This is a genomic window from Paenibacillus roseus (assembly GCF_016424485.1).
Classification (GTDB): domain Bacteria; phylum Bacillota; class Bacilli; order Paenibacillales; family Paenibacillaceae; genus Paenibacillus_D; species Paenibacillus_D roseus.
Genome location: NZ_JAELUP010000038.1, coordinates 1 through 24,550, shown reverse-complemented (window position 1 = coordinate 24,550; position 24,550 = coordinate 1). Strand labels below are relative to the sequence as shown.

Below are 24,550 nucleotides of genomic sequence, written 5' to 3'. Positions count from 1 at the left end.
TGTTAGCGTAGGTGCTGGCCGACGCGATCCGGGAAGAAAACGGAGAGTTGGAGCAGCATTTGTCCCCAGTTCTGAACACGACCTGTCCATTTGCGGACGACGTCCATGGTCGAGAGATAGAGCATTTTGAGTAGAGCTTCATCCGAAGGGAAGATGCTTTTACCCTTCGTGACTTTGCGGAGTTGGCGGTGGTAGCTCTCGATGATGTTGGTGGTATAGATCAACTTCCGAATCTCAGGTGGGTATTTGAAGAAGGTCGCTAGCTCGTCCCAGTTATTGCGCCAGGAACGGACGATCAGTGGATACTTCGCACCCCAAATTTCCTCGAATCGATCAAGCTCTGCGAGAGCAGCGTCTTCTGTGACCGCCTTGTAGATCGGCTTTAGATCAGCCGTCACTTTCTTCAAGTCTTTGTAAGAGACGTAGCGCGTTGAATTGCGAATTTGATGGATGATACACTTTTGAATTTCGGTCTGCGGATAGCATGCGGTAATGGCTTGCGAGAAGCCGGTCAGGTTGTCCACACAGGTGATGAGGATGTCTTGTACACCGCGATTCTTCAGCTCATTGAGCACACTAAGCCAAAACTTCGAAGACTCGTTCTCGCCGATCCACATGCCCAGCACATCCTTGTTCCCATCCAGATCAATGCCGATGACCATGTAAGCTGCTTTGTTGACCATGGCGCCATCTTGCTTCACCTTAAAGTGAATGGCATCGAGAAAGACAACCGCATACACGCCTTGCAGCGGTCGGTTCTGCCACTCTTTAATAAGCGGTACAATCTTGTTGGTAACGCTTCTTGATGACGAGCGGTTCGAACTCGCCTTGACGGTCGCGCGGAACAGCGATTTCCTGCTCACCATACTCGCTCATGACCGTTTTACGACTCTTGCCATTACGGCTGTTCGTTGTTTGCTTGTTCTTGACGTCATGCTTTTCGTATCCCAGATGCGTGTCGATCTCGGCTTCCAGCATCTCTTGAAGGGTCTCTGCAAACAGATCTTTAAGCGCATTTTGCGCATCCTGTGCCGTCACCAATTTGTTCTCCTTGATGAACTGACGCAGTTGCTCTTTTGTCCATAATCCCATGTGTTCTCCCAACCTTTCTTCTACTTTCATTTTAGTAGATTTAGGAGTTTACACAATCTATTTTACAGACTCAGGTAAGTTTTAGTATTTAAATTAATTCATTCTGCTGTTCCAACCAAACGTTTGTTTCTTTTATTTACATTCATTTTAAAGATGACTGTAATCATGATCGCAGCTACGCTTGCCAATGCACAGAAAGTAAAGTATGCATTATAACCACCATTATCTCCGTAAGTTTTAAAGAAGTAAATATTGACGAATGGTATTATAATATCTGGTAAATAACCCAAGAACGATATAAATCCGATCGAAAGACCTAAAACTCCTTCTTTTATATTACAATCCCCTAGCAATGACCAATACAGACCTCTAATGATATATACCATTAAGCCAGTAGTAATTATCAAAACATAATAAAACATATGAGGTAATGTAACAGGTGTAAGCGCTACCGTAAATAGAAGAATTGTAGACATTCCCAAAGCCGCTATCAAGATACTGCTCTTCCCGAATCGATCCCCCAGAAATCCACCCAAAAACCCACCAACTGGGCGCATCCAAAGCATAATAACGGTCACTTGACCTACTGTAGCTGCATTAATATTGATATTAGTTTGCAAAAACCCGCCTAAATAATACACAGACCATGCCACAATATAGGACGTAAATATGATGCCGCCTAGCAACCATACAAATTTATTATTGAATATTTGTTTAAAAACTCGAATATCAAATTTCGTTTTGTTCTCCGGATTAGATGAAGACGCTGCTTGAATAGACGATTTATCTTCTTTAACAAAAATTAAAAATAGTATGGCGACCACGATAAGCACAGCTGAGTACATATAGACTACAGCTTGCAGTGCTTCTTTTTTATGAACATATTCGGAACTAGCGCCCAATATATTCGAAAAAATTAATATAGCTATGCTGGCCAAAATCGCCTCAACAATTCCTTTACCTCCATCCAATGCACCAAAAAACCGTCCCTCTTCTTCTTTCTTTGAAATAAGCTTGACGAGTTTTAGATGCGCTGACCAGAAAGTGAATACGGAGAAAATCCCCCAAATTGTAAATATAACAAGAACGATTGGATAGCTAGGAACCTGTGCAAACCAAATCCCGGTAAGTCCACAAACCAAAAGTGACGTGAATATTAGCTTTTTGGAGGAAAACCGGTCAGCTAGCCAACCGCTTGGAAAATATCCCAAAATAAAAGCGATACCCAAAACCGAAAATATGCCATTTAAATCTACAAGGGATATACCGAAAACTTCCAAAATAGTTTCTTGATAATTGGTTTTTAAATAAATTAAAGGATAAATGGAGCCTGCGGCCAAAATGATCAAGAAAAATTGAAAGTATCTGCTATAATTTTTCGTTTCCATACTACCAACTCCCTTCTATTTAAAGATTGGATAAGTTTGTTTTAAAATTTCATCGGTATGCGTTCTTACATTTTTCACGATATTATTGTTGATTTGATTATAAAATTCGTGATTTTTTGCATCAGGCATAAACGTGCGTTCGGTTTTAACCATTTTGCTTGCGGCCTCATCAAAACCTTTATAAACGGATAAATATTGGCTTACACATATAGCAGCCCCTAGACATGCACTGCTGCTGCCTTTGCGTTTATGAACGGGTAAACCAAATAGATCAGCTATAATTTGCATCAGCAAATCGCTCCTGGAGCCACCGCCTATTACAACTAATTCATTTAACTCGGCCTTTATTTCCTCTAACATCTCGTCAATATTATTTTTTATATTGAATGCAATCGCTTCCAATATTGAACGGTAAATATGATATTTGGTATGGCGTTGGTCGAAACCTATCATAATCCCTTTTCGATATGGGAAAGATGATGATGACAGCCAGTCGAGAATGGTGATCAGCCCATCACTGCCTACAGGCACATCTTGTGCTCTAACGTTCAAATATTCCTCTTCGGACATCCCCATTTCCTCGGCATGAGTAACAAGCTCTTCGCCAATCAGTTTTTTAAACCAGCTTACTGTCCACATACCGCGGCGTATTCCGTTTGATTCGTAAACATATTTGAATGGAATGCATGCGAGTGTCGGGAAAAAATTATGAGCATTTTCAAAGTCTTCATTTCTGTACAGCATCGAGGAAATAAGTGTTCCAAGTGAAATCATAATGGACCCTTCGTCCTTAATTCCGGAGCCCAGAACCTCAACTGCCTTATCATTTGCTGTCGCGATAACAGGTATATCATCGTTCAATCCAAGTTCAGAAGCCAGTTCCGGGCGCAAGGCTCCCAGCTTTTCCCCCGGTTTTACGAGATCAAATAGCATCTCTCTTTTCAAGCCGTTTGCTTTCATGATTTCATCGTCATTGAACCAATCTAATGTTTCGCGGTCTAATGGCCAATTAAACTCATAGTTTGCAGCTGTATCCTTAAATTCACCTGTCAGTCTAAAGCCCAGATATCCAGAAGTTGATGTTACATATTTGACTTGATCATCTGTATGTTCATAAGGATGATTGAGTCTGGTGTCCATCCAACTTATCACAGGATAAGCTAGATGGCCCTTTTCATTTAATAAAACACGACAGCATCTTATGGTACATAAACCAATTCCAACAATAAGTGTAGGATCTCCTTTAAAATTGGCCAGACAATTTTTGATTCCTCCGTACACGCTGTCCCATAAATCATCATCAGGATGCAAGGCTACGCCTGGCTCAGGAGATTCAATTTCTCTTAACTTATACGAACCAAAAGCAACTTCATTCCCATCAAAATCATAAATACCCACTTTCGTACTTTGTGAGCCATTATCAATTCCCATTACATATTTACTCACAAAAACCACCTCAGTCTCTTCCCTTAATGAATTTCAACCCTTCCGCTTGAGGGAATATTGTACCGAAATTCATAATGCCATTAGGATCAAATGCTTCTTTTAGTTTTTCCAACATATAGTAAGCTGAACCATGCTCATCTTGAGTCCACTGCGTACGATACTTACCAATACCGTGATGATGGCACATTGAGCCGCCAAGCTTTAATGTTTCCTCGATAATAATACTATGAATGGGGTGATGATAAACTCTCATTTCATCTTCCGGCGCACAGTTAATATTATAGTTGTATACAAAATACATATTGGTTCCATTAATATAGCTATGGGAGGAGTGTCCGCCAAGCATCGTTATGTCTTCAATTCTATCAAACTCATTTCTTACTCTATTCATAACATTGTGATAAATCTTAATAATATTTTCCCAGTCTGCAGATACTTCTGTTGTAAATCCATCATGTTTGCTATGCTCAATCATTCCCTGGATTTCATTATCAATGTTTTGTTGCGTCCAATTCAAGTGACCAAACCAATTTTCAATTAAACGGTCTTCCACTTTTTCAATGACATTATCTTTGAATTTAGCAACAGCTTCTTCAATTCCCTCTACAGTTGCTTTTACAATGCCCTGTGGTCCTTCTGACATGAAAATCAAAACACACTTATCCTTATAGAAATGTGCAAAGTGCTGTCTTGCATCTTCTTCAGAATAGACGCGAGCAACCGAAGGTCTAAATCCGTTGGCGATCACTTCTCTCAAAATATAGATACCTGTATCCACATCTTTTATGAGATACCCATGGAAAACATGGTTTTCAGGATAATATTTGAAGATTTTGACTGTCACTTCTGTTATATAACATAGCGTACCTTCATTGCCAATCGCAATATGTCTAATATCTGGCCCGCCAGCTCTTCTTGGAACATTTTTTATTCTGGAAATGTGGCCGTTAGGAAATACGCATTCTAAACCTATAACCATATCTTCGATAGCGCCATACAAAGTTGAAAACTGGCCAATACTTCTAGTGGCTAATAATCCACCATATTGTGCTACCGGTTTGGACTGTGGAGAGTGACCTGTAGTATAACCAATTTTACGCAGCTCATCCTCTAGCGTTTGCAGGACGACACCCGCTTGTACAGTGGCTTGCATATTATAAGGATCAATCTTAATAATTTGATTCATTTTCGATCCATCGATGACTAAAGTTTTATCTTTCCAGTTTTCAAGTCCGCCTTCTGTAGCTGTTTTTCCGCTTCTGGGAATAACATTAATTTGATGCTCATTACAGAACAGTAAAAGTGATTGCACCTCTTCTGTTGAGTACGGATATACAATCGCTATTGGAACGGGAACATCAAGAACTTTTTTAGCTTTTGCATATTTTTTATAACGGTCTGCAGCTGCATCATAAAGCGCCTCATCATTTGTATTGATTTGCTCCGCTGGAATAATAGACTTCAACTCTTGCAGCAATTGTTCTTTATTCATAGTATTTCATTCTCCTTTATTTAAAGCTTTTATCTTATCTAACCAAGTATCCGCCATCCACATTGATTAAAGTGCCATTTACATAGTTGGAAGCATCTGAAGCCAGGAAAACTACCGTACCCATTAAGTCCAAAATATTGCCCCATCGATTTGCAGGGATATGATCTAAAATACGTTGATTAGCGACTTCGTTTGCTCTTGTCGCCGTTGTAATTTCAGTAGCAAAATATCCAGGCGCAATACCATTAACTTGAATATTAAATTGAGCTAATTCATCACAGTAGGCTTTAGTAAACCCGGCCAATCCGTGCTTGCTTGCAGCGTATGCCGGTGACCATTGTCCCCCAAGGTAAGAGAACAAAGAACAGGTATTAATAATTTTTCCGCTATTTTGTGGAATCATATATTTAGCTGCCTCATGCGATAATTCAAAGCAAGCTGTTAAATTAAGCGCAATCATTTTATCCCATTGAGCTCTTGTAAACTTCGTTACATCTGGTTCATTAATGCAAATGCCAGCGTTATTCATGAGAATATCTATTTTTCCATAGGTTCTAATACACGCTTCCACCACTTCTTTGCAGACGCCATCTTTCGTAATATCTGCAATCATAAGATGGTACTTTACGCCCTCTGCTTCAATCATTTTTCTAGTTACATCATGATCATCAGCAATACTGACTGCAAAGATATCTGCTCCTGCTTTCGCAAGTGCCAGTGCAAAGCCTTGCCCGAGTCCTGAGTTTCCCCCAGTAATAACGGCAGCTTTTCCTTTTAGGCTAAAAAAGTTTAGCGAAAAATCTTTAATATCATTGTTCAAGTTGTACACCTACCCATCACATTTGATTTCTTACTCAGGTTATCACAAAAAGAAAGCGTAATCAATGAAAATTTTCGTAATAATCGATTAATTTTGCTGTTATAAAGAAAATTTCTAGATAAAATTGAAGTTTGATATGATAATATGTGAAAATTATATTCGTAAAGAAAAGCTGTCTACTCACTTGACAAACACGGCAGCTTCTTTAAAATTTAGTAATACAAGATGAAATCGAAAACGAAGAAGCTGATTTGGAAAGGAGGACATATGTTAAATATCAATATCAACAAATTGAGTCAACTGGAGCTTTCTGTCCATAACAAAATTACTGAAATTCTTAAACAAAATAATAATCTTAAAATACTGGAAGCAGCTCAGTTAGGTAATGTTTCGTCATCCCAAATATCGAAATATGTAAGAAAGTTAGGGTTTGAAAATTTCAAACAGTATAAGCAGCATTTTGGAGGGCAGCAAATTGTTCCACCAAGCATTACAAAGTCAACTGAGCTTGAACGACTTCAAAAAATTATCGAAAACTTCAATCCTGTTTTGATCGATAATTTTTTGAAGATTTACAATAAATACAACAAAATTGTTCTGTACGGACTAGGGCCATCATTTATTTGCGCACAATATTTTTCATATAAGCTCGCTCTTGTTTCAGAAAAAAGTATATATGTATCCCAAAGTGAAACGTATACCAAAAATTTAGTGGATAAAGACACCCTTTTAATTGTTTTTTCAGTAACCGGAAAGTTTGCTTCTTTTAACGATTTATTCCATTCAATAAAGCCAAGCGGGACTGAAATCATGTTAATTTTAGAGGAGTATGACAACTCTTTGGCTTTAGCTTTAGATATTGATAATATATTTTACTTAACTAAATATACCCAAAGTAATGATTTATTGGCTTTCGAAAAAACTCGGACGGTGTTCTTTATTTTTATAGAGGAAGTTATTTCCAGATTAATGGCGGGACGAAATGCTGCAACTGAAGTTCATTTAAGTAGTGGACACAAAGAGGGGCAATGAAATCATAAATTAGGTGACATCTTCTCATCTCATACTAAAAAACCCTCGCTATGCGAGGGCTCTTCTTTATTCCTTCGTTGCCAATGAACCAATGAATATCATCGGATTACGTTTGCCTTCAGTTACCCGTGCATAATTTCCTTAGGCAGGTTTTTCTCTTCCGATTTCTTGCCTCTGCGCAGCAGCAAACCAAGTAGACCACCGCCTATAGCAACAAACATCATGATATAAAATGTATCGCCAAAACCTTGCGTCATTACTGTTCGGGTTGCCAGTTCGACGGCATCCGGGGAAGGAGTTGCTGAATTTGCTCCTGTTGCAGCGGCAGACTCCTTCATCTCAAGTGCGCGTGCGGCAACTCTGGAGGTCAGCAGCGTTACCAGAGTAGAGATAGCCAGCGAGCTAATGACTTGCTGCATGGAATTGGTCAAAGAGGTTACGCGGTTTACCAGGTCTCTGGGCGCTTTATTAAGCAAATGCGTATTCATGGGCATGACGATCAGCCCCATCCCTGCCCCGCACATCATAAGCGGCAAAATGATATCCCGTGATTCCGTCGTAAGGCTGACATGCGAATACAGATACAGCGCCGTAGACACCAGACCAAGTCCTCCGACGACGAGCCAGCGCACACCGATTTTATCGAACAGCATGCCGGCAATAGGCATGACGATTGCCGAAGCAATAGCTTGCGGGAGTATCGTCAATCCTGTATCAAAAGCGCCAAAGCCGCGCGCCTGCTGAAGAAATTGCGGCATCAGGAATAGTCCGCCATAAAGCGCAAACTGCGCAATCCACTGTACTAAAATCCCCGCGCTAAAGTCGATGGAGCGAAGCACGCGCAATTCAAGCAATGGGGTCTTTGATCTCAGCTCCACAATGACAAACAAAACCAATGCCACAGCGCCGATCCCGAGTCCTCCCAATGTTTTTGCAGATGTCCAGCTATCCGCTCCTTGAGTAACTCCATAAGACAAGGCTGCGAAGGCCAAAGGTCCAAGCAGAATGCCCAGTTTATCTATACCCGCTACTTGGGTCCGCTCTACTTTCGGCAGCTTGCTCATTCCTATGATCAGACATATGATGCCAATCGGAATATTAATGAGAAAAATCCAGCGCCAGGAATGATATTCCACCAGCCAACCGGATAATACAGGGCCAATTGCCGGAGCGAACAATACGGGAATTCCCATAATGCCCATCACGACGCCAACTTTGTTGGCAGGACTCAACTTGTATACATAAGCCATTGCAACGGGAATTACAGAGCCTCCGCCAAGGCCTTGAATGACACGGAACACGATCAGCCATTCCGCACTGCTTGGCGTCGCGCACAAAATGGAGCCGATCGTAAACAGGACAATCGCGCTCAAAAATACAGTTTTGGCCCCGAAGCGGTCGGATAGCCAGCCGGAAAGCGGAATGACTGTAGCCTGCGCCAGCATGTACCCAGTTACAACCCACTGCAATGTCGTCAGACTGGAATTGAAATCCTTCACCAGTGTCGTTAAAGCTACGTTCATTGCTGTCGTGTCCAGCACAACCATAAATACGCCGGCGATAATCGCAATCAGCGGGATCAGGATGCTCCTAATCCGAAATTCACTATCCGGCTTGACCGTATATTCCAATGTGTTTTCCTCCTTTGGACTTTCCACCCATAATTGATTTTATTGAACAGTTATCCGTATAATAAATGTGGGACAATTGTCCGGGTAAGCATTTCCAAGTATACGGACAATTGTCCGCACTGTCAATTCTCTTCTTGAATGCTCAGAATATAGATGTGTGAATTTCTAAGGAGGCTTATATGAAAAAAACAGAGGAAGCATCCTCTACTCAAATGTTTACAGTGGATAGCCCGTCCAACGATCCTTACCTGGAGCGCATTTTGACCGCTGCTGCCCAACTTTTTAAAGAATCCGGGTTGGAAAACGTAAGCATGCACAGCATTGCCAAGCGGGCCGGAATCGGACAAGGCTCCCTTTACCGCCGCTTTACTGATAAGGGTGAGATTTGTTCGGCTTTGCTCCGGCATAGCACCGGACAATTCTTGACGCAACTGGAGCTGGGAACAAAGCAATCGCAGGCCGAACGCCCTGCACTGGAACGGTTGAAAGACAGCATCGGACAGATTGTTGATTTTATCGACCAGCATGGAGAATTGCTCCATCTGATCAAAACGGAATTTACCGGCAAGAAGCAGCTTACACAATTTGAGCACCCGTTCTTTAGACGGGTTAGCGCTATTATTAGCGAACTGCTGTCCGAGGCGGTAGACAATGAAGAAATTGTTGATACCGACATTCAATTTACGACTACTGCCCTGCTGGCTGTATTAAGCCCTGACATGTATCTCTTCCAGCAAAAAGTGCATGGTTCCGCCAAAGAGGAGATTAAACAAGGGATTATCCGTTTGTTCACATAGAATCATTTATAAACACAAAAAAACAGGAGATGCTCCGTAGAACATCTCCTGTTGACGCCTAGTCTAGTTAATCGTTAGATTGAATCCAGGCTGAATGAAATTTGTATTCGGATGCGCAATATTGCTGGTCGTCAAGTTGTTGAACGTCGCAGAGCCATTGCCGGTGTACGTATAGATGGCTGCACCTGGATGAGGCGAGGAGAATCTGGAAGTTGTAATCCCATCAAGTCCGGTGCCATTAATATTAATGTTGTTGAACACGATGTTCTGGAATCCGCCGCCATATCCGAACTGGATTGCGCTGCGCTGTGTGTTCAGAATATCAATGTTTGTGAAGGTCACATTGACAATCGGATTGTTTGATGCCTCCAAGTCGATAGCGCCCCGCTCCCCGTTATAGAGGTCTTTGCTTGTTCCGCTGTTAATAATGGTCGTATCCGAGAACAGGATGCCCGTGTTGTTCTGGAAGTGGTATCCCGGGAACACAGTATTCATACGGAAAGCGGAGCCTCCCACTGTGTCTTTAATCAGATTGTTCGTCGCTTTATGGCCGCTGCCGCCGAAGAAGGCGATAGCCGCTGCGCGCCAGTTGTTCTCGATTGTATTGTAAGAGAAAGTGTTGTTCACCCCTGCCGGCGCTCCATTGACGTTGCTCGTCCATACGGCCAGCCCGTCATCTCCATTATTGCGGATGCTGCTGTTGCGAACCGTCGAATTGCTCGTGCCTTGGGCAAAGTTAACGCCATCGGCAAGGTTATTGCGAATCCGGCTGTTCTCAATGACCAGTCCATCGGCATAAATGGCAGGTGTATGAGCGTAGTCGCCAACCCAGAAGCCGCACTCAAAATGCTCGACCCAAACATTATGGATGATGGAGTTTTTTCCGAAATTATCCATAAACGCCTTATACACGGCTTGCTCGCCGTAGCGTGAGCGCAGCATGGAATTCATGTAGACATTGCTGAAATCAAGCTTGCCCAGAATACGGAACGAAATACCGCCGGATTCACGGTTTGGATTGGTGAATTGAATATTCGTATGCCAGATGCCGGCGCCAACGACAGTCAGGTTGTTGATTTTATTTTGGACGCTACCGATCTTCCACATATTGCCCAGATGGAAGGTGCCCGCCGGAATGTATAACGTTTTGTTCTGGGAAACAGCAGCTGCAACCGCTGCCTCGAAAGCTGCAAGGTCATCTTGGTTATCATTGGCCACAGCACCAAAGTCTGTTACCGAGACAGCATTCGCCGGACGCGCAATCGGATCCGGAACCGGCTCGATTTCAATAAAGTCAACGCCATACTCCAGATTGTCCCCATTGTTCTTTTGGATACGAATGATATCGCCAGGCTTCAGCGGCGTATCCAGCTTCCAGTGTACTTCATCAAAGCGGAACAGCGGGCGTCCTGAGCCTGGTGTATCCTGCGGGTGGTCACTGGAGAAATATTGCCAGTTGTAGTAAGAAGTCAAAGGCACGGTTTTGACCTTTGAACCGTTTACATAAACATCCAGCGCCCCGCTTAGTCCCATGCCGTCTGAGGAATCAGGCATCGTGAATCTCATCGTTACCCCTGCTCCCCCTTCGCCCTGTCTCACTGTCCATTGGAGAGATGAACCGTTGCTTGGAAGCGCGATGTAATGTTGACCGGAAGCTTCAGACGCTGTCAGAGCCTGATCGAATGTCGGTGCAGTTTTTACGGTTGCCCCGCCGGCCCGGCTTGCATCAACGGAGTCATATCTCGTATACGGCATGCTCGCACCACGGGCAGAATAGATCGGGAGATTCGTTGTCGTCACATTGTTGTTCTGATTGGCGGATATCTCGTTGCCGTCAGCCGCAACAGTTGTTGTAACCGTGAAATTTCCGTTTAATGCTGTCCAGGTACCCAAGCTTACATTCGCCGAAGCGCCCGGAGCAAGTACGCCGTTGTAAGTACCGCTTAGCGTCTGTAGCGTTGTGCCGGCGGCATTTTTAATGACGGCTGTGATGCCGTGTGCGCCGCCTGTCGTAGCGATAGTTCCCTGATTTTTCAAGTTAACGTTAAAATTAATGGTATTCCCTGCTACCGGTGCGCCTGGTGTCCAGGACAATGTTCCGACAAGATCGGAGCTTGCAACTGGTGCAACGACAAGCTGTGAAGAATGAGTATAATTGTTATTGGCTTTGTTTTGCTCAATTATAGTACCGTTCTCATCCACTTTAGCGCTTACCGTGTAGGAAGCAGCGCTTTTGGAACCGGCATTTACGGATACATTTGCAGAAGCCCCGGCATTAAGTGCGCTTACAGAAGCTGTGCCTGCCAGCGACTGGTTCAGGTAGAAGTTGACCGTTGTCGCTGGTGATGCAGCGTTGCCGATATTTTTAACCGTTGCATTCAAGGTAATGCTGCTGTTCTCATTTGGAGAAGCTGGAGACCAGGATATATCTGTAATGGTCAGGTCCGGATTGGCTGCAGGTGTGCCAAAGACTTGAAACTCGGCAATTTGGCCCGATTGGGCGCCTGTATTGGATGTAATGTTCAATTGAATGCGTTTAACCGTTGCGGTTACCGGGATGGTTATCGTATTGCCACTTGCCGGATTAAACGTATAGGGCTGTGCGGATACCAGGTTGCTGAAGGTCGTGGTGTTTTGGTTATGACCGAGCACCTGGATGGTTTGCGTACGCGTGCTCCACGCTGAAGCCGGATTGAGCTTCAATACAATGGATGTAATGTTGTGGTCGGCGCCCAGATCGAGTGTCAGCGCACTAGGGAATCCGCTGCCTTCCCAATAAGTATTGGTGTTATCGTCATTAGCATTAGAGGCTACGAAATTTTGTGTAGTGGAAGTTGCTGTGAGCTGTTTTCCGATTGCGATATTGCTTCCGGTCGGCTGTCCGGGATTCGTGTTGTCTGTCCCGTAGATTTCAAATTCGGATAGCTGTGCTGCCGGCCAACCTGTGTTGTTGGTTACATTCAAGCGTACATAGCGAGTTGTTGTAGCAGAAAAGTTGATGGTCACGGAATTGTTCGCAGTAGAAGGGTTAAAATTATATCCTGCGGACCCGACGATGTCTGTAAAGGAAGACCCATCGGAACTGCCTTGAACAGACAGGGTTTGTGTACGAGTACCCCAGCCGGACGGCAGTTTGAGCACGATCTGGTCAATGCTTGCAGGTGCGCTCAGATCGATCTGAACCCATTGCGGGAAGGCATTATTGGAACTCTCCCAATATGTGCCCTGATTGCTGTCGTTGACATTGCTTGCGCCATAATTTTGCACTTGGCTGCTGCTCGTTGCTGTTTTTCCCTGTGCAAGGTTCGGCCCGCCTGCGGCAATGACTGGCTGAATTGATCCGATAGATATGAAAAAACTGGATAAAACCATCGTTACAATAAGCGGCCATGCGATAATTGATTTACGCATTATGTTCCTCCTTAAATGGAAAGAAGTTTGAATACAACATGTTTTCATTTAATGGTAGCGGTAACAACGGATATCTGATAACTATTATCTAATTGGTCAGTTTTGCGTAAGATCCCCTCCCTTTTGTGCTTCAAGTGGACAAACAATCCTCCTTTCATTGGCTATAACTTTATTATAAAAAATGTTCTACTCAGCTATAAGTGGTGTTTCTACGAAAAATGTATGCGTTTCCAATTGATTGAAGTAAAATTCATACGACTCCCGCGCTACACGATAGAATCGAAAGCTCGACATCCTTTCCTCGTTCAACATAAAAAATCCCTGCTCTCACTTCATAATTCCGTATAACACGGATAACGATAGTGATTGTCAGGGACATAGAACTTCAACTATTTAATACAGTGATTATGTCGGCTGTTCGGTGTGAAGAAGGTTTTGCTTTTCCTCTGACGTCTCATAGGCTCCCAAAACTGCTTCAAGTAGACCGGGAAAACGGTATTCCAGATCATCTGTGCGAATGGTCATCAAACGCTGAGTTCCTTGTATGCGAACATGAATAACTCCAGATTCTCTCAAGGTACGAAGATGATGGGATGCTGTTGATTTCACAACCGGCAGCTCGAAGTCCCCGCATGATCGTTCCTCACCATTTCGAAGCTTGGATACAATCAACAGCCTGATAGGGTCGCTAAGCGCATAAAGCACGGTCGATAAATTCAGCTCAGAACGGTCCGGATGGTGTAGGATTTTCATGGTAAACCTCCCCCTTTTTTTACAAAGACTCATGATTGCATGATAACATAATCGATGATATAATTCTATCGTTCGATAATAATCGAATTATAGAACTTGATTGGAGTGAATGCAGTGGAAGATCATACGCAGTCAGTTGCAATAGAAAATGGGAAGCAGAGCGCTATTAATGAAGGGGGCGTATTGCTGCTGCTCGGTATTACGATTATCCTCGTCATAATGAATACGACGATGTTTAACCTTGCTTTGCCTGTCATTCAGGAGGAATTCATTTTGTCAGCTTCTCTGGCTTCCTGGATCGTAACCGGTTATTCCATTGTATTCGCGATCTCATCTATTACGTATAGCCGCTTGGCTGACTTCGTGCCTATACGCAGACTTTTTGTGATCGGGATATTATCACTAAGCCTGGCGTCTTTCTTAGGATTGTTTAGCAACAGCTTTATCGTGCTGCTCATGGTTCGCATTTTGCAAGCCTCGGGCGCCGGTTCCGTTCTGTCCCTGGCTCTGGTATTGCTCTCACGGTATGTTCCGCTGGAGCGGCGGGGCAAGGCAATGGCGATGATTATGTCATCTCTATCTTTGGGACTTGGAATTGGCCCTGTCTTGGGAGGCGCAATTGTTAATTATTTAGGCTGGAAAATCTTGTTCATCGTTACCGCGGTTACATTGTTGCTTGTTCCATTGTACCTTTTATTATTTCCCAAGGAAAAGGCGAAAAAAGGCTCCTTCGACCTATTGGGCGCTTCGCTCATTAGCATAGGGACAACAGGTCTTCTCCTGTTCCTGACCAATCATTCCTGGATTGTGCTCTTGATCGGATTGCTTGCCATATATCTGTTTGTGTTAAGAATTCGTACAGCAAAAGATCCGTTTGTGCTACCGGCTTTATTCGGCAACCGTTCTTATCTGGTCTTAGGGTTTATCGGTGTCGCAGCTTATTTGTGCAGCTTCGCGACCCTGTTCCTGATGCCGCAAATTTTGATAAAGCAATACAGCCTGAGCGTCATTCAAGCCGGATTCGTCATTTTTCCCGGTTCATTGCTGGCGATTTTCGTATCGCGTAAAGTCGGGGGCTTCATTGATGCCCGCGGCAACAGTGCTATTCTTCGCATTTTTCCATTAGTTCTGCTGTCATCGGTCATCCTGTTTGCCTTATTTGAAGGAACGTCCTATTTGTCTATCCTGTTTATCTATATGATCATGAGTATGAGCTTTACAACATTATCGAGCAGCATTTCCAATGAAATGTCCAGAATTCTTCCCCCATCGCAAGTGGGGTCTGGAATGGGATTGTATCAGCTGCTGCAATTTTTCAGCGGAGCTTTTGGCGTAGCTATAACGGCGGCGGTCATGGTCCTGCAGAAAGATCTTCCGCTTGCCAGTGCGTACAGCAATATATATTGGGGCTTGACAGCCGTTGCTCTGATTGCAATTCTGTGCTCCGTTGTCTACCTTCGTAATGCGTTTCGCGACCCTCAAACCACATAGTCTACTTGCAAGCGATCAAGCTCAAGCTATCCTAACGGATTCTTGGGCTTTTTTTTGCGGTTGCTTCTGTAAAGGAGGTGCCAGTCCGGCATATCTGAGGCTACATATGGAAAACATAAGGAGATGCAGTAAACAACACTTTTGTATAAAAGATGTCTGACGACAGAAAGGAGGCGGGTATGGCTTTATTCATCTTTTTGGCTGCTCCGCTCACTGTTGTAATTGTCTCTGTTCTCCTGCTGTACTTGTGGGGCACAGTTGGCCACACGAATACTGAGGATTAGCCATATCTGCGCCCTGCCGGATTGGACTGAACCTTCCAAGAAACGCATACACTGTGATGCGTTTAAGAATCGGACGCATCGGGTATAAATCCTCCATATGCGTCCCTGATTCAGGGAGTGGAGGGGTTCAGATGAAGATCGGACGGTTTTGCCCTGCCTGTCCTGATCTCAATCTTCTTTTACTATACAATGCGTCCTGCGATCCGGTGGCTGGAGAAAGTGAAGAATAGCAAAGCCTTTGCTATTCTAATACTGTACGGGATGATCACCGGACTATTCACGCTGTTCTTTTTTCTTGTCTGGCCTACATTGCGTGAGCAATTGAACAGCTTTGTGAACAGCCTTCCGCAGCTTGCCGCTGACTTTCAGAAACAGTTCTCCCAACTCCAGCAGCATGGGCTGCTTCAAGGGATGCAATTCAATAATTTGAGCCTGACGTCCAAACTTTCGGAATACATTGCCGATGGCATAAATGCGGCTTCTGCCTATGTTTCTGGAGCGGTATCATTTGTCACGACTATCGTGGTTGTCACCGGAACAGTCCCGATCATGCTCTACTACTTGCTAAAGCAGGACCAGGAATTTTACCGTAAAAGTTTGAGACTAACGCCGGGTAAGTACCGTCGTGATCTGAGCGGCATGCTTTTGGAAATTGACCGGATATTGAGCGAATTTATTCTTGGGCGGTTTACACTTTGTCTTTTGCTTGGCGGAATGATTTACATCGGATTTCTCATTATCGATCTGCCGTATTCCCTGCTGCTGGCGTTATTTGCCGCTCTAATGAATCTGATTCCGTATATCGGTCAAATAATCGGCCTGATCCCGGCGCTGATCGTCGCATTTATCGATGCCCCTTCGATGGCGATCTGGGTTATTGTGATTCACTTCGCCGCGCAGCAAATCGAAGGAAATCTGCTTTCGCCGCATATCTATGGCAGGAAGCTGAATATTCACCCGATGACAACCATCACTCTGTTACTCGTGGCCGGTTCGATCGGCGGCATTGTCGGCATTATGACGGCCATCCCCTTTTATCTCATTGTAAAAATCATAGTGGTAAAGCTATATCGCTTTTATCAAAAGCGCAAACAGGAGCATGTATCATAATTAATTGCGGCTTTGACTGGTTTGACCCATTGCTTTATGATCACGTATACTGGTTATAAGATTGAAAAAGGAAAGATTTTTCAACTGCGATCATTATACATTTTTACACATTTAGGAGAGATAGTTATGAGTCGGGAGAAAAGACTCAAAATGAAGAAGCTTGAACCCAAGCATTTAATCGAGTTTAACCAGTTGTTGCGTTATGTATTTCAGGTCACCAATCATGATCTGAAGGAGGTTGGCTGGGAAGCACGGGAGATTGCCCTTGCCAAGCTTCCTGTTCTGGAGCAGGCGGATGTTATCGGCTGGTTTGACCGTGATAAGCTGGTCTCCCAGCTTGCGGTCTATCCGTTCCAGGTCCGAATTTTCAACCAGACGTATGATATGGGTGGGCTGACCGGGGTCGGAACATATCCCGAATATGCGAATATGGGTCTGATGGACAAGTTGATGCGCCAGGCTTTGGCGGATATGAGGCAGCGCAAACAGTCAATTTCCTATCTATTCCCCTACTCTGTCCCCTACTATCGGCGTAAAGGCTGGGAGATTATCTCAGATAAAATGACGTTTGAGGTCAATGACTTCCAGCTTCCGAAAATTAAAGCGGTGCTTGGGGAAGTCGAGCGCGTAGATATTCAGCACAAAGATATCCGGGTTGTTTATGAACGATTTGCTTACGCGAATCATGCGGCGATGATCCGCAACGAGCTGGCCTGGGGCGAATATTGGCGCTGGGATGTTGAGGATCTGACAGCAGCGATCTATTACGACAGCGACAGAAAGCCGAAGGGCTATTTGTTGTACTGGATATCCAATGAGGTCTTTCATATCAAGGAATTGGTATTTGTCGATGAGGAAGCACGGAGCGGACTGTGGAATTTCATCAGCGCACATTTTTCCATGGTGTCCAAGGTAATCGGCAATACCTACACGCATGAGCCGCTCGCCTTTTTACTCGAGGATGCGGATATTAAGGAGACAATCTCGCCTTATTTTATGGCGCGGATCGTTGATGTCGAGCAATTTATTTCCCAATACCCGTTCAAACCGCATACAGAGCCGCGCATATGGACATTCACTTTGGATGATCCGCTGCTGGAATGGAATCAGGGTATCTTTACCGTACATGTCTCTACGGAAGGCAAAGCCACGCTTACCCGCGGCGGAGACCGGGATGCAACCCGGCTTGATATCCGCACCTTGACCACGATGCTGTTCAGCTACAAGCGGCCGGATTATCTCCACAGGATCGGGCGTCTTGTGTGCAGTCTGGAAACCGTAGAACAGCTTGAAGATATGATTGATCAGGAGACGCCTTATTTTTCGGATTATTTTTGAGGTTCACAATCAAAACCAGTGCGTGATTTGTAGCGCGGGGAACACTGCGTGGCAGAGGATTTTTCCGCTATCTATTCCGTGGCGCATTCCCGGATTGGAGAAGCTTCGACTGTAAGCTGGCACTGGTACTTCCGGTGTCAGCTTGTTTAATTTGTGTCTATACGAATTCGGGACATGAATGATGTGTGCGTGAAGGGTTTATTTGAATACCTCTCACTTTATAAGTAAATCCGGCAGATCATCCTCTTCAAAGAACGCTGCATCGTTTGTTTCCAAGCCGCCTTGGGCCTCCCCTCCAATAATCGCACAAGCAATAAATAGCTTGTAGACATGATACGGTTCAGGAGGGTGATGATGAAATTTTTTGTCCATTCCAGCCATTCATAATTCATACCTATCCCTCCGAATGCTTTATTAGCCTAAGGCCTCAACTTGCTTTTCTCAATCTTGGTGAATGAGCCATTGGCAGAGCCGAGATATAAATATCGCTCGTCCTCATTCACCAGGCCGCCGCGAGTATACGAGGCCATCATATCCGGGTATTCGAGCAGAATATCGCCGATCCGATAGTTGATTTTGCCCTTCTTCTTATCAATACTCAGCAGGTCTTCCCCATAGGCAAGCAGCAGAAGGTCTCCCTTTGCAAAAAATAGAGCTGGCGGGTCGTATATATTTCTCTTGTAGCTTGAGCCAGAGGACAGTACGCTTGCAACTTGTTTGTTCTTGATCGTCCATTTAATCTTGCCGTCGGATTTTCGCAGTGCCGCAGGCAGCTTATCCAGCACCACGTATACGTTGTCGTTGTCGACAGCTCCCCCTTCAGCCAAACCCTGGATTTCCCATAGCGTTTTGCGTTCTATTGCGTCATACAAGGACGTTGCAAACTGCTTGGCGTCCCAGAAATTTTTGGCATCCTGTGCCTTGCATATCAACCAGTATCGGTCATCAATCGCTTCGATTGAAGTGTTCTGACCTTCGCCAAAGGTATAGCGGCTGAGCACTTTTCCCGTTCTCAAATCAACATAAAGTTGTTCTAGACCTACGTAAATCCATCTTTTCACTTCATTAGGAGCTATCGGATAATTGTCAGGAGCAATGAATGCAGGTTGGTTGTAATTTTCCGGCCGCTTCTTGCCAGATAGCTTCCAGGCGACTTTACCTGTTCCCGGCTCCAACGCTTGAATAGTATGATCTTGAACAATCAGGATGTACTTGTCGTGTTTGCCGGCCGGCAACATGTGAAAGGATGCATTCATGTTTTTCTTCCACTTCGGTTTTCCGGTTGCAGCATCCCATACGGTCAGTTTGCCGCCGTTTCGCTCTAGAATCTCCGTGTAAATGGCAATGACGCCTGCGGTACCTGTCAACCAGGTATATCCTTCTTGTTCTTCTTGATGCAGTTTCTTTTCCCAGATTGCCTTTCCGTCCGCCACTCGTATTCGCCGAATGTACGGCTCGAATTCCTTCGTCTTCGGATCGGGCTTATTGTAGAGCACTGTCAGTTGTTTGCCGTCGCGATCCAGCGTAGTGCTAGCGCCTGAATAGCCTAGATCAAGCTGCCACAGCTTCTTGCCAGTCGTACGGCTGACGGCGTATAAATTGGAATCATAATGGCCCCCGCTGTACCCCCCGTCATCTCCATACAAAATTAGTACATCTCCTGCAGCTTCATGCAAATAGTTGAAGGATAGCGTTCCCTCAGCACGCCAAACCGCCTTGATGGATTGCGAATCTGCAACGGGGATGAGTCCGGGCTTGTACGCGTAATCAGGATTGGAAAGCTTCCAATTGAACCGCTCCAATTTGCCTTCTTTGGAAAAGATAATAATAAGCTGTCCGTCTTCCCGCTCATAACGCCAGTTGTCGCCAAGGCGCATTGGCTCCCCGGTCATATTCAAATTTCCTGAAGTTTCTACCCGGTTGGGTTTGCCTAGTATGCCCCGGATTTGTTCGCTCTGGGTTCCAGGCCGCAAAATGACTTCGGTAATGTCGTAAACCGTTTGGGTTGCAATAGGATTTGTTCTTTGCAAAATTCCTCCTTGAACCGCTGACTCACTTTCAATATTCGATTTGTTCACCCAAAGCAGTAGCGGTCGGTTAGGAAAGCGGAATTCCGAATTATAACCGGAAATGATATCTACAGTCGACGGCGGGATAATAATGCCGTACCAGTCCTTCCATCTCAGCAGCGTAAGATTGAGGCTGCCGGGCTCATTCGAAGTGGATTTCAGCCATTCTGCCGCCTTCCACTTCAGTTTGCTGTCCGGGAATAAGTGCAACTCGGCTCCGGCGGCGAGGTTCAGATTGACGGCCCTGTGAATGTTGACTCCTGCTTGCGCGTTCGGGTCCGCATACCACGAGGGAACCCAGACCTCGCCGTAATAGCTGTCGACCTTCAGCCATTCTTCTTTCTTGTCCTGGAGAACATATGTCACTTCTACATCCCTGTAACCCCATATCTGGGCATTCCCCGATTTATTCTCCGTCAACGGTTCTTTGAACAGAGGGGAGAATGGTCCCAGAACTACATGTTCCACAGTCTCGTTAGTTGTGGCTGTTTCTCTTGCTGCTGCCACCTGAACCTCCGGTAAGCTCTCAATGGGGAGAGCATTTGTATTTGCCTCGAAGCCGCCCGGAAGAAGGGGAAAGAAAAGCGGAATTAACAAAAGAATGCCTAACATGCGGTACCGAATCCGAGACGTGTTCATAGACATCTCCATCTCCTTCACAACAATCATGTTTTAGAATTCCGATACTATTAACGGGCATTCCTAAGGATATGTTGCATATTTTGGAAGAAATTCTTGTGTCAGAACCAAAATTACTGCTTGATCTCCAGGGGAGGGAACGCTGCGGGGCACTGCCCTTCGCTGCTTTCTCCTGTTTGTCAAACACTGATTTTAAGTCCTCTACCTAAAAAACGGCCGCTCTGCTCTATGCAGAAACGACCGTTGCTTTTTATTAAATCAAGTATTCAAATATCCGCCAGAATTAGAATGCAGCTACAACCGCCACACCGTATTTCTCTTCAATAAACTTCTTCACCTCAGGTGTTGTCAGGGCTGCGTCGAGCTTCTTGATTTCTTCGCGGTTCTCATCTCCACTGCGCACCACAATGATGTTAGCATAAGGAGAGTTCGCATTTTCACGGAAAACCGCAGATTTCGGATCAATTCCGGCTTCGAGAATCAGGTTCGTATTAATAACGGCACCGTCCACATCCGGCAGCGCCCGTGGCAGAGTAGCGGAATCGGCTTCCACAAACTTCAGATTTTTCGGATTTTCCACGATATCCTTAGGTGTGGCTTCATAAGTAGTAAGTCCTTCCTTCAGCTTGATCAGACCTTGCTCCTGCAGCAGCACCAACGCGCGATATTCGTTGGAAGGGTTGTTCGGAATGCCGATTTGCGCGCCGTCTTTCAATTCATCAATAGACTTGATTTTTTGCGAGTAAAAGCCGATCGGCTCGACATGAACCTTCGTCGTTACTGCAAAGTCATAGCCTTTTTCTGTCTTGACAGAATCAAGGTAAGGCACATGCTGGAAGTAATTCGCATCAATCTGCTTTTCATGCAGCGACGGGTTCAGTTGGCCTTCATCGTCAAAGACGACGATATCCAGATCGACACCCTGCTCCGCAAGCTTTGGCTTGACGAAGTTCAAAATTTCCGCATGTGGAACGGCAGCTGCGCCAATCTTGAGTGTTAATTTTTTTGCGGGTTCCTCCGTTTTTGCATTTGTAGCGCCGGTATCAGCTTCCTTTTGCGCAGGCTTGTTGTTTGTCGTGCTGCCTGTGTTGGAACTGGAACCGCAAGCCGTTATTGCCAATGTAAACACAAGTATAAGTGCAGCTAAGATATAGGTTTGTTTCTTTTTCATGGTAAATCCCTGCTTTCTGCTCATTTATAAGATTTTAAATTTGTATACGATGCTCATAATGAATACATGTTGCTAGTCCAGCTTGTAGCGTTTGCGTTCGATACGCTTGGCTGCATAGTCGCCTGACCACTGGATCGTCTGCACAAGCAGGATAATAATGAGGACGGTGGCAAATAAAATGTCCTCCCGGAACCGCTGGTACCCAAAACGGATTGCCAGACTTCCAAGTCCCCCCGCTCCAATAGCTCCAGCAACAGCTGTAAACTCTGTAATTGCGATGACGGCAATCGTCAGTCCGCGTACAAGCGCAGGGAGCGCCTCGGGAATAAGCACTCGGAAGATGATGACAAAAGGAGAAGCCCCGATAGCTTTGGCCGCTTCAATTTTTCCCGAATGGACTTCCTTCAATGAATTTTCAATAATACGCGCCAGAAACGGCGCTGCACCAATGGACAGCGATACTATAGCTGCTGTTGGTCCAAGCGAGGTCCCGACAATGAGTCTGGATAGCGGGAGCAACAGAACGATCAGAATGATGAAGGGTAGCGAGCGCACCGTATTAATGAAAGTACCGGTAATTTTATGCACAAGCGGAGCTGGCAAAATACCGCCCTTTTCCGTTATGACGACCGTAATGCCCAAGGCCAAGCCGAGCAAAATTGCGAAGATTGACGACCATGCCACCATATAGAGGGTCTGCCCAAGTCCTACGAGCAGCAATTCAAACAAATCTTCTTTCATATGCCCGCACCCAGCCCTTCCACAGCATACCTTCTGTGCTTGTAAAGGTTCACAATGTTGATAAAGCGCTGAGCCGTCTGGCTTTCCGGGTTGAAGAACAATTTGTCGACCGTGCCTGTCTCCACAATTTTCCCTTTCTCAATGACAGCCATCTGATTGCAAATATGCTGGAGCACATCAAGCTCATGGGTGATGAGCAAAATGGTTAATCCGAGCTGGCGATTAATGTCCTTAAGCAACTCCAAAATGGAATATGTCGTCTCCGGGTCCAGCGCCGAAGTCGCTTCATCGCTAAGCAGCACAGCCGGATCATTGGCAAGGGCTCGCGCGATGCCGACCCGCTGCTTTTGCCCGCCGCTTAACTGCGACGGATAGTTGTTCTCCTTGTCGGATAGCTGAACCAGATTCAGAATTTCTCTGACCCGATTGCGAATCTGGGCCTTGTCATGTCCAGCGACCTCCATCGGAAATGCAACATTCTGGTAAACGGTTTTGGAGTCCAGCAGATTGAATTGTTGAAAGATCATGCCGATCTTCTGTCTCGCTTTGCGAAGCGCTTTGCCCTGCAGAGCGGTAATATCCTCGTCTCCGATAAGTATGCGCCCGGTGTCAGGCTCCTCAAGCCGATTCAGACAGCGAATCAGCGTAGATTTTCCTGCGCCGCTAAAACCGATAATGCCGAAGATGTCTCCTTTGCTTACGTTCAACTGAATGTCATCCAGCACCTTGATATGGCCCTGAACGGTTTTGTAGCTCTTGCTAAGTCCCTCTACGGCAATCAATGCTTTAACCTCCCTCCTGTCTGCAGTTTCTGCCATTCTTTCTTTTCATGGACACCCTTATCTTTCATCATACAAATACAAAAAGGAGACACCGACCCTATAAGTAGTCAGCATCTCCGGTTTGCCGGTCAATAGCTGTGTTCATAAATTTAATTATTCCTATTGATTTAGTATGACTTATTTTCATAGTATAGAAGTATTACCTCCAAACGTCAATAGATATCGGATAAAATCCCATTAAAAGTTTAAAATTCCTAAGTATATATAAAGTGCTAAATTAATGTCCGATCATGCATATCGTATGTATAGAATATTAAATTGGAGGAATAAATGATGGCCCAAGAGAGCTTTCAGCGCAACATGGATCGGCTACACTAAGTTGGACAGAAAAATAAGGGCGCGTTTTCCCGGCTACCGCCATCTTAAAGCACCTACAGTAATAGGCCAGCCAGAAATTTCTGGTTGACCTAATAATACGAAATAAGGGCTTGTAGAATAAATGTATCCTGTTTAAGGAGCGGAACTCTACCTATTTAGCAATCCAGATCTTATCCCATCGTTATGCAATTCTGTTGAAAAAGTTTTAGGGTCTTCTTGACTAGATATCCAAGCAGTTTGAACAGTTGTTCCCGATGGAAAACCTACACCAGATTTTACTGAATCACTTAGTTGATTATAATACTGCCTCTTATTTCCCCCGCCCGGGTACAAAACCTCAGCAGGAAATGCCACGAATCCCTTAGAATCTTCCATACATTTAGCCTCCTTAAGTGATGAAGTTATTTTCAATCGTTTCCCCTTCTCTTCCATTGTCTTCAAAAGAAACAAAGTGTTGTATCGAGGGTTCCTTACACTATTATTCTATGTAATTTATCCAATTGTGACTCTATTCGTTACCTAGTTTTGAAATAAATGATCTAGGAACCTATCCGCGCAGATTTCAGTTGTCTGTTTGCTTTTCGCGTCGTGTTTTTCGTACCCTGGATTGTCAACACAAAACTGAACAACAATTATGAGGGCACTTTTCTAGCTTGTACGGGGGTAAGATAGCCGAGAGTACCGT

The 24,550-nt window shown here is 44.7% G+C and carries 18 protein-coding genes and 1 pseudogene; 5 read left to right on the top strand and 14 right to left on the bottom strand.

Features of this window, described 5'->3' with window-relative positions:
- Positions 1-2: 2 nt before the first annotated feature.
- From JFN88_RS10465 to JFN88_RS10445, 5 genes and pseudogenes are all read right to left on the bottom strand, one after another.
- Positions 3-1,092, bottom strand: a pseudogene (locus JFN88_RS10465) (IS256 family transposase).
- Between the two features lie 98 nt (positions 1,093-1,190).
- Positions 1,191-2,480 (bottom strand): MFS transporter, encoded by a 1,290-nt coding sequence (locus JFN88_RS10460; RefSeq protein ID WP_199019269.1) that lies wholly within the window; start codon positions 2,478-2,480, stop codon positions 1,191-1,193.
- A 15-nt stretch (positions 2,481-2,495) separates the two neighbouring features.
- A complete protein-coding gene (locus JFN88_RS10455) occupies positions 2,496-3,926 on the bottom strand; it encodes an FGGY-family carbohydrate kinase (protein ID WP_199019268.1) in 1,431 nt (476 codons plus the stop codon).
- 10 nt (positions 3,927-3,936) lie between these two features.
- Complete coding sequence (locus JFN88_RS10450; RefSeq protein ID WP_199019267.1) at positions 3,937-5,418, bottom strand: FAD-binding oxidoreductase; 1,482 nt, start codon at positions 5,416-5,418, stop codon at positions 3,937-3,939.
- 34 nt (positions 5,419-5,452) lie between these two features.
- Complete coding sequence (locus JFN88_RS10445; protein WP_199019266.1) at positions 5,453-6,238, bottom strand: SDR family oxidoreductase; 786 nt, start codon at positions 6,236-6,238, stop codon at positions 5,453-5,455.
- A gap of 267 nt (positions 6,239-6,505) precedes the next feature.
- Here JFN88_RS10445 and JFN88_RS10440 point away from each other — a divergent pair, with 267 nt between their 5' ends.
- Positions 6,506-7,270: a MurR/RpiR family transcriptional regulator gene (locus tag JFN88_RS10440; protein ID WP_199019265.1), complete on the top strand. Its 765-nt coding sequence runs from the start codon at positions 6,506-6,508 to the stop codon at positions 7,268-7,270.
- A 122-nt stretch (positions 7,271-7,392) separates the two neighbouring features.
- On the opposite strand, the gene JFN88_RS10435 is transcribed toward JFN88_RS10440, so the two are convergent.
- Complete coding sequence (locus JFN88_RS10435; protein WP_233167679.1) at positions 7,393-8,901, bottom strand: MDR family MFS transporter; 1,509 nt, start codon at positions 8,899-8,901, stop codon at positions 7,393-7,395.
- A 179-nt stretch (positions 8,902-9,080) separates the two neighbouring features.
- Between JFN88_RS10435 and JFN88_RS10430 the strand changes: the two genes are divergently transcribed.
- Positions 9,081-9,698 (top strand): TetR/AcrR family transcriptional regulator, encoded by a 618-nt coding sequence (locus JFN88_RS10430; protein ID WP_199019264.1) that lies wholly within the window; start codon positions 9,081-9,083, stop codon positions 9,696-9,698.
- Positions 9,699-9,761: 63 nt separating this feature from the next.
- Here the strand turns inward: JFN88_RS10430 and JFN88_RS10425 are convergent, their stop codons facing one another.
- Both JFN88_RS10425 and JFN88_RS10420 read right to left on the bottom strand, forming a co-directional pair.
- On the bottom strand, positions 9,762-13,109 hold the full coding sequence (locus JFN88_RS10425) for a discoidin domain-containing protein (protein ID WP_199019263.1): 3,348 nt from the start codon (positions 13,107-13,109) through the stop codon (positions 9,762-9,764).
- Positions 13,110-13,514: 405 nt separating this feature from the next.
- Complete coding sequence (locus JFN88_RS10420) at positions 13,515-13,862, bottom strand: ArsR/SmtB family transcription factor (RefSeq protein WP_199019262.1); 348 nt, start codon at positions 13,860-13,862, stop codon at positions 13,515-13,517.
- Between the two features lie 114 nt (positions 13,863-13,976).
- On the opposite strand from JFN88_RS10420, the gene JFN88_RS10415 reads away from it, so the two are divergent.
- From JFN88_RS10415 to JFN88_RS10405, 3 genes are all read left to right on the top strand, one after another.
- Positions 13,977-15,353, top strand: coding sequence for an MFS transporter (locus JFN88_RS10415; protein WP_332908462.1), 1,377 nt, complete (start codon positions 13,977-13,979; stop codon positions 15,351-15,353).
- Positions 15,354-15,790: 437 nt separating this feature from the next.
- Positions 15,791-16,747, top strand: a complete 957-nt coding sequence (locus JFN88_RS10410) for an AI-2E family transporter (protein WP_269846539.1) — start codon at positions 15,791-15,793, stop codon at positions 16,745-16,747.
- Between the two features lie 126 nt (positions 16,748-16,873).
- A complete protein-coding gene (locus JFN88_RS10405) occupies positions 16,874-18,085 on the top strand; it encodes a GNAT family N-acetyltransferase (protein WP_199019261.1) in 1,212 nt (403 codons plus the stop codon).
- A gap of 213 nt (positions 18,086-18,298) precedes the next feature.
- Here the strand turns inward: JFN88_RS10405 and JFN88_RS10400 are convergent, their stop codons facing one another.
- The 6 genes from JFN88_RS10400 to JFN88_RS10375 form a co-directional block, all read right to left on the bottom strand.
- The gene (locus JFN88_RS10400) at positions 18,299-18,457 is read right to left on the bottom strand and encodes an NUDIX hydrolase (RefSeq protein WP_199019260.1); all 159 of its coding nucleotides are present in this window, start codon (positions 18,455-18,457) and stop codon (positions 18,299-18,301) included.
- Between the two features lie 47 nt (positions 18,458-18,504).
- Positions 18,505-20,661, bottom strand: a complete 2,157-nt coding sequence (locus JFN88_RS10395) for an outer membrane protein assembly factor BamB family protein (RefSeq protein ID WP_199019259.1) — start codon at positions 20,659-20,661, stop codon at positions 18,505-18,507.
- Between the two features lie 415 nt (positions 20,662-21,076).
- Positions 21,077-21,964 (bottom strand): MetQ/NlpA family ABC transporter substrate-binding protein, encoded by an 888-nt coding sequence (locus JFN88_RS10390; RefSeq protein WP_199019258.1) that lies wholly within the window; start codon positions 21,962-21,964, stop codon positions 21,077-21,079.
- A 72-nt stretch (positions 21,965-22,036) separates the two neighbouring features.
- Positions 22,037-22,705, bottom strand: coding sequence for a methionine ABC transporter permease (locus tag JFN88_RS10385; RefSeq protein WP_199019257.1), 669 nt, complete (start codon positions 22,703-22,705; stop codon positions 22,037-22,039).
- A complete protein-coding gene (locus JFN88_RS10380) occupies positions 22,702-23,487 on the bottom strand; it encodes a methionine ABC transporter ATP-binding protein (RefSeq protein WP_199019256.1) in 786 nt (261 codons plus the stop codon). The genes JFN88_RS10385 and JFN88_RS10380 overlap by 4 nt, the downstream gene beginning before the upstream one ends.
- 525 nt (positions 23,488-24,012) lie before the next feature.
- Complete coding sequence (locus JFN88_RS10375) at positions 24,013-24,240, bottom strand: hypothetical protein (RefSeq protein WP_199019255.1); 228 nt, start codon at positions 24,238-24,240, stop codon at positions 24,013-24,015.
- Positions 24,241-24,550: the final 310 nt, after the last annotated feature.

Excerpts from the sequence above, each read along its gene's own strand:
- JFN88_RS10425 (WP_199019263.1), bottom strand. The coding sequence starts at position 13,109 with ATGCGTAAATCAATTATCGCATGGCCGCTTATTGTAACGATGGTTTTA.
- JFN88_RS10430 (WP_199019264.1), top strand. The coding sequence starts at position 9,081 with ATGAAAAAAACAGAGGAAGCATCCTCTACTCAAATGTTTACAGTGGAT.
- JFN88_RS10400 (WP_199019260.1), bottom strand. The coding sequence starts at position 18,457 with ATGGACAAAAAATTTCATCATCACCCTCCTGAACCGTATCATGTCTAC.
- JFN88_RS10405 (WP_199019261.1), top strand. The coding sequence starts at position 16,874 with ATGAGTCGGGAGAAAAGACTCAAAATGAAGAAGCTTGAACCCAAGCAT.
- JFN88_RS10390 (WP_199019258.1), bottom strand. The coding sequence starts at position 21,964 with ATGAAAAAGAAACAAACCTATATCTTAGCTGCACTTATACTTGTGTTT.
- JFN88_RS10375 (WP_199019255.1), bottom strand. The coding sequence starts at position 24,240 with ATGGAAGATTCTAAGGGATTCGTGGCATTTCCTGCTGAGGTTTTGTAC.
- JFN88_RS10420 (WP_199019262.1), bottom strand. The coding sequence starts at position 13,862 with ATGAAAATCCTACACCATCCGGACCGTTCTGAGCTGAATTTATCGACC.
- JFN88_RS10385 (WP_199019257.1), bottom strand. The coding sequence starts at position 22,705 with ATGAAAGAAGATTTGTTTGAATTGCTGCTCGTAGGACTTGGGCAGACC.
- JFN88_RS10450 (WP_199019267.1), bottom strand. The coding sequence starts at position 5,418 with ATGAATAAAGAACAATTGCTGCAAGAGTTGAAGTCTATTATTCCAGCG.
- JFN88_RS10440 (WP_199019265.1), top strand. The coding sequence starts at position 6,506 with ATGTTAAATATCAATATCAACAAATTGAGTCAACTGGAGCTTTCTGTC.
- JFN88_RS10460 (WP_199019269.1), bottom strand. The coding sequence starts at position 2,480 with ATGGAAACGAAAAATTATAGCAGATACTTTCAATTTTTCTTGATCATT.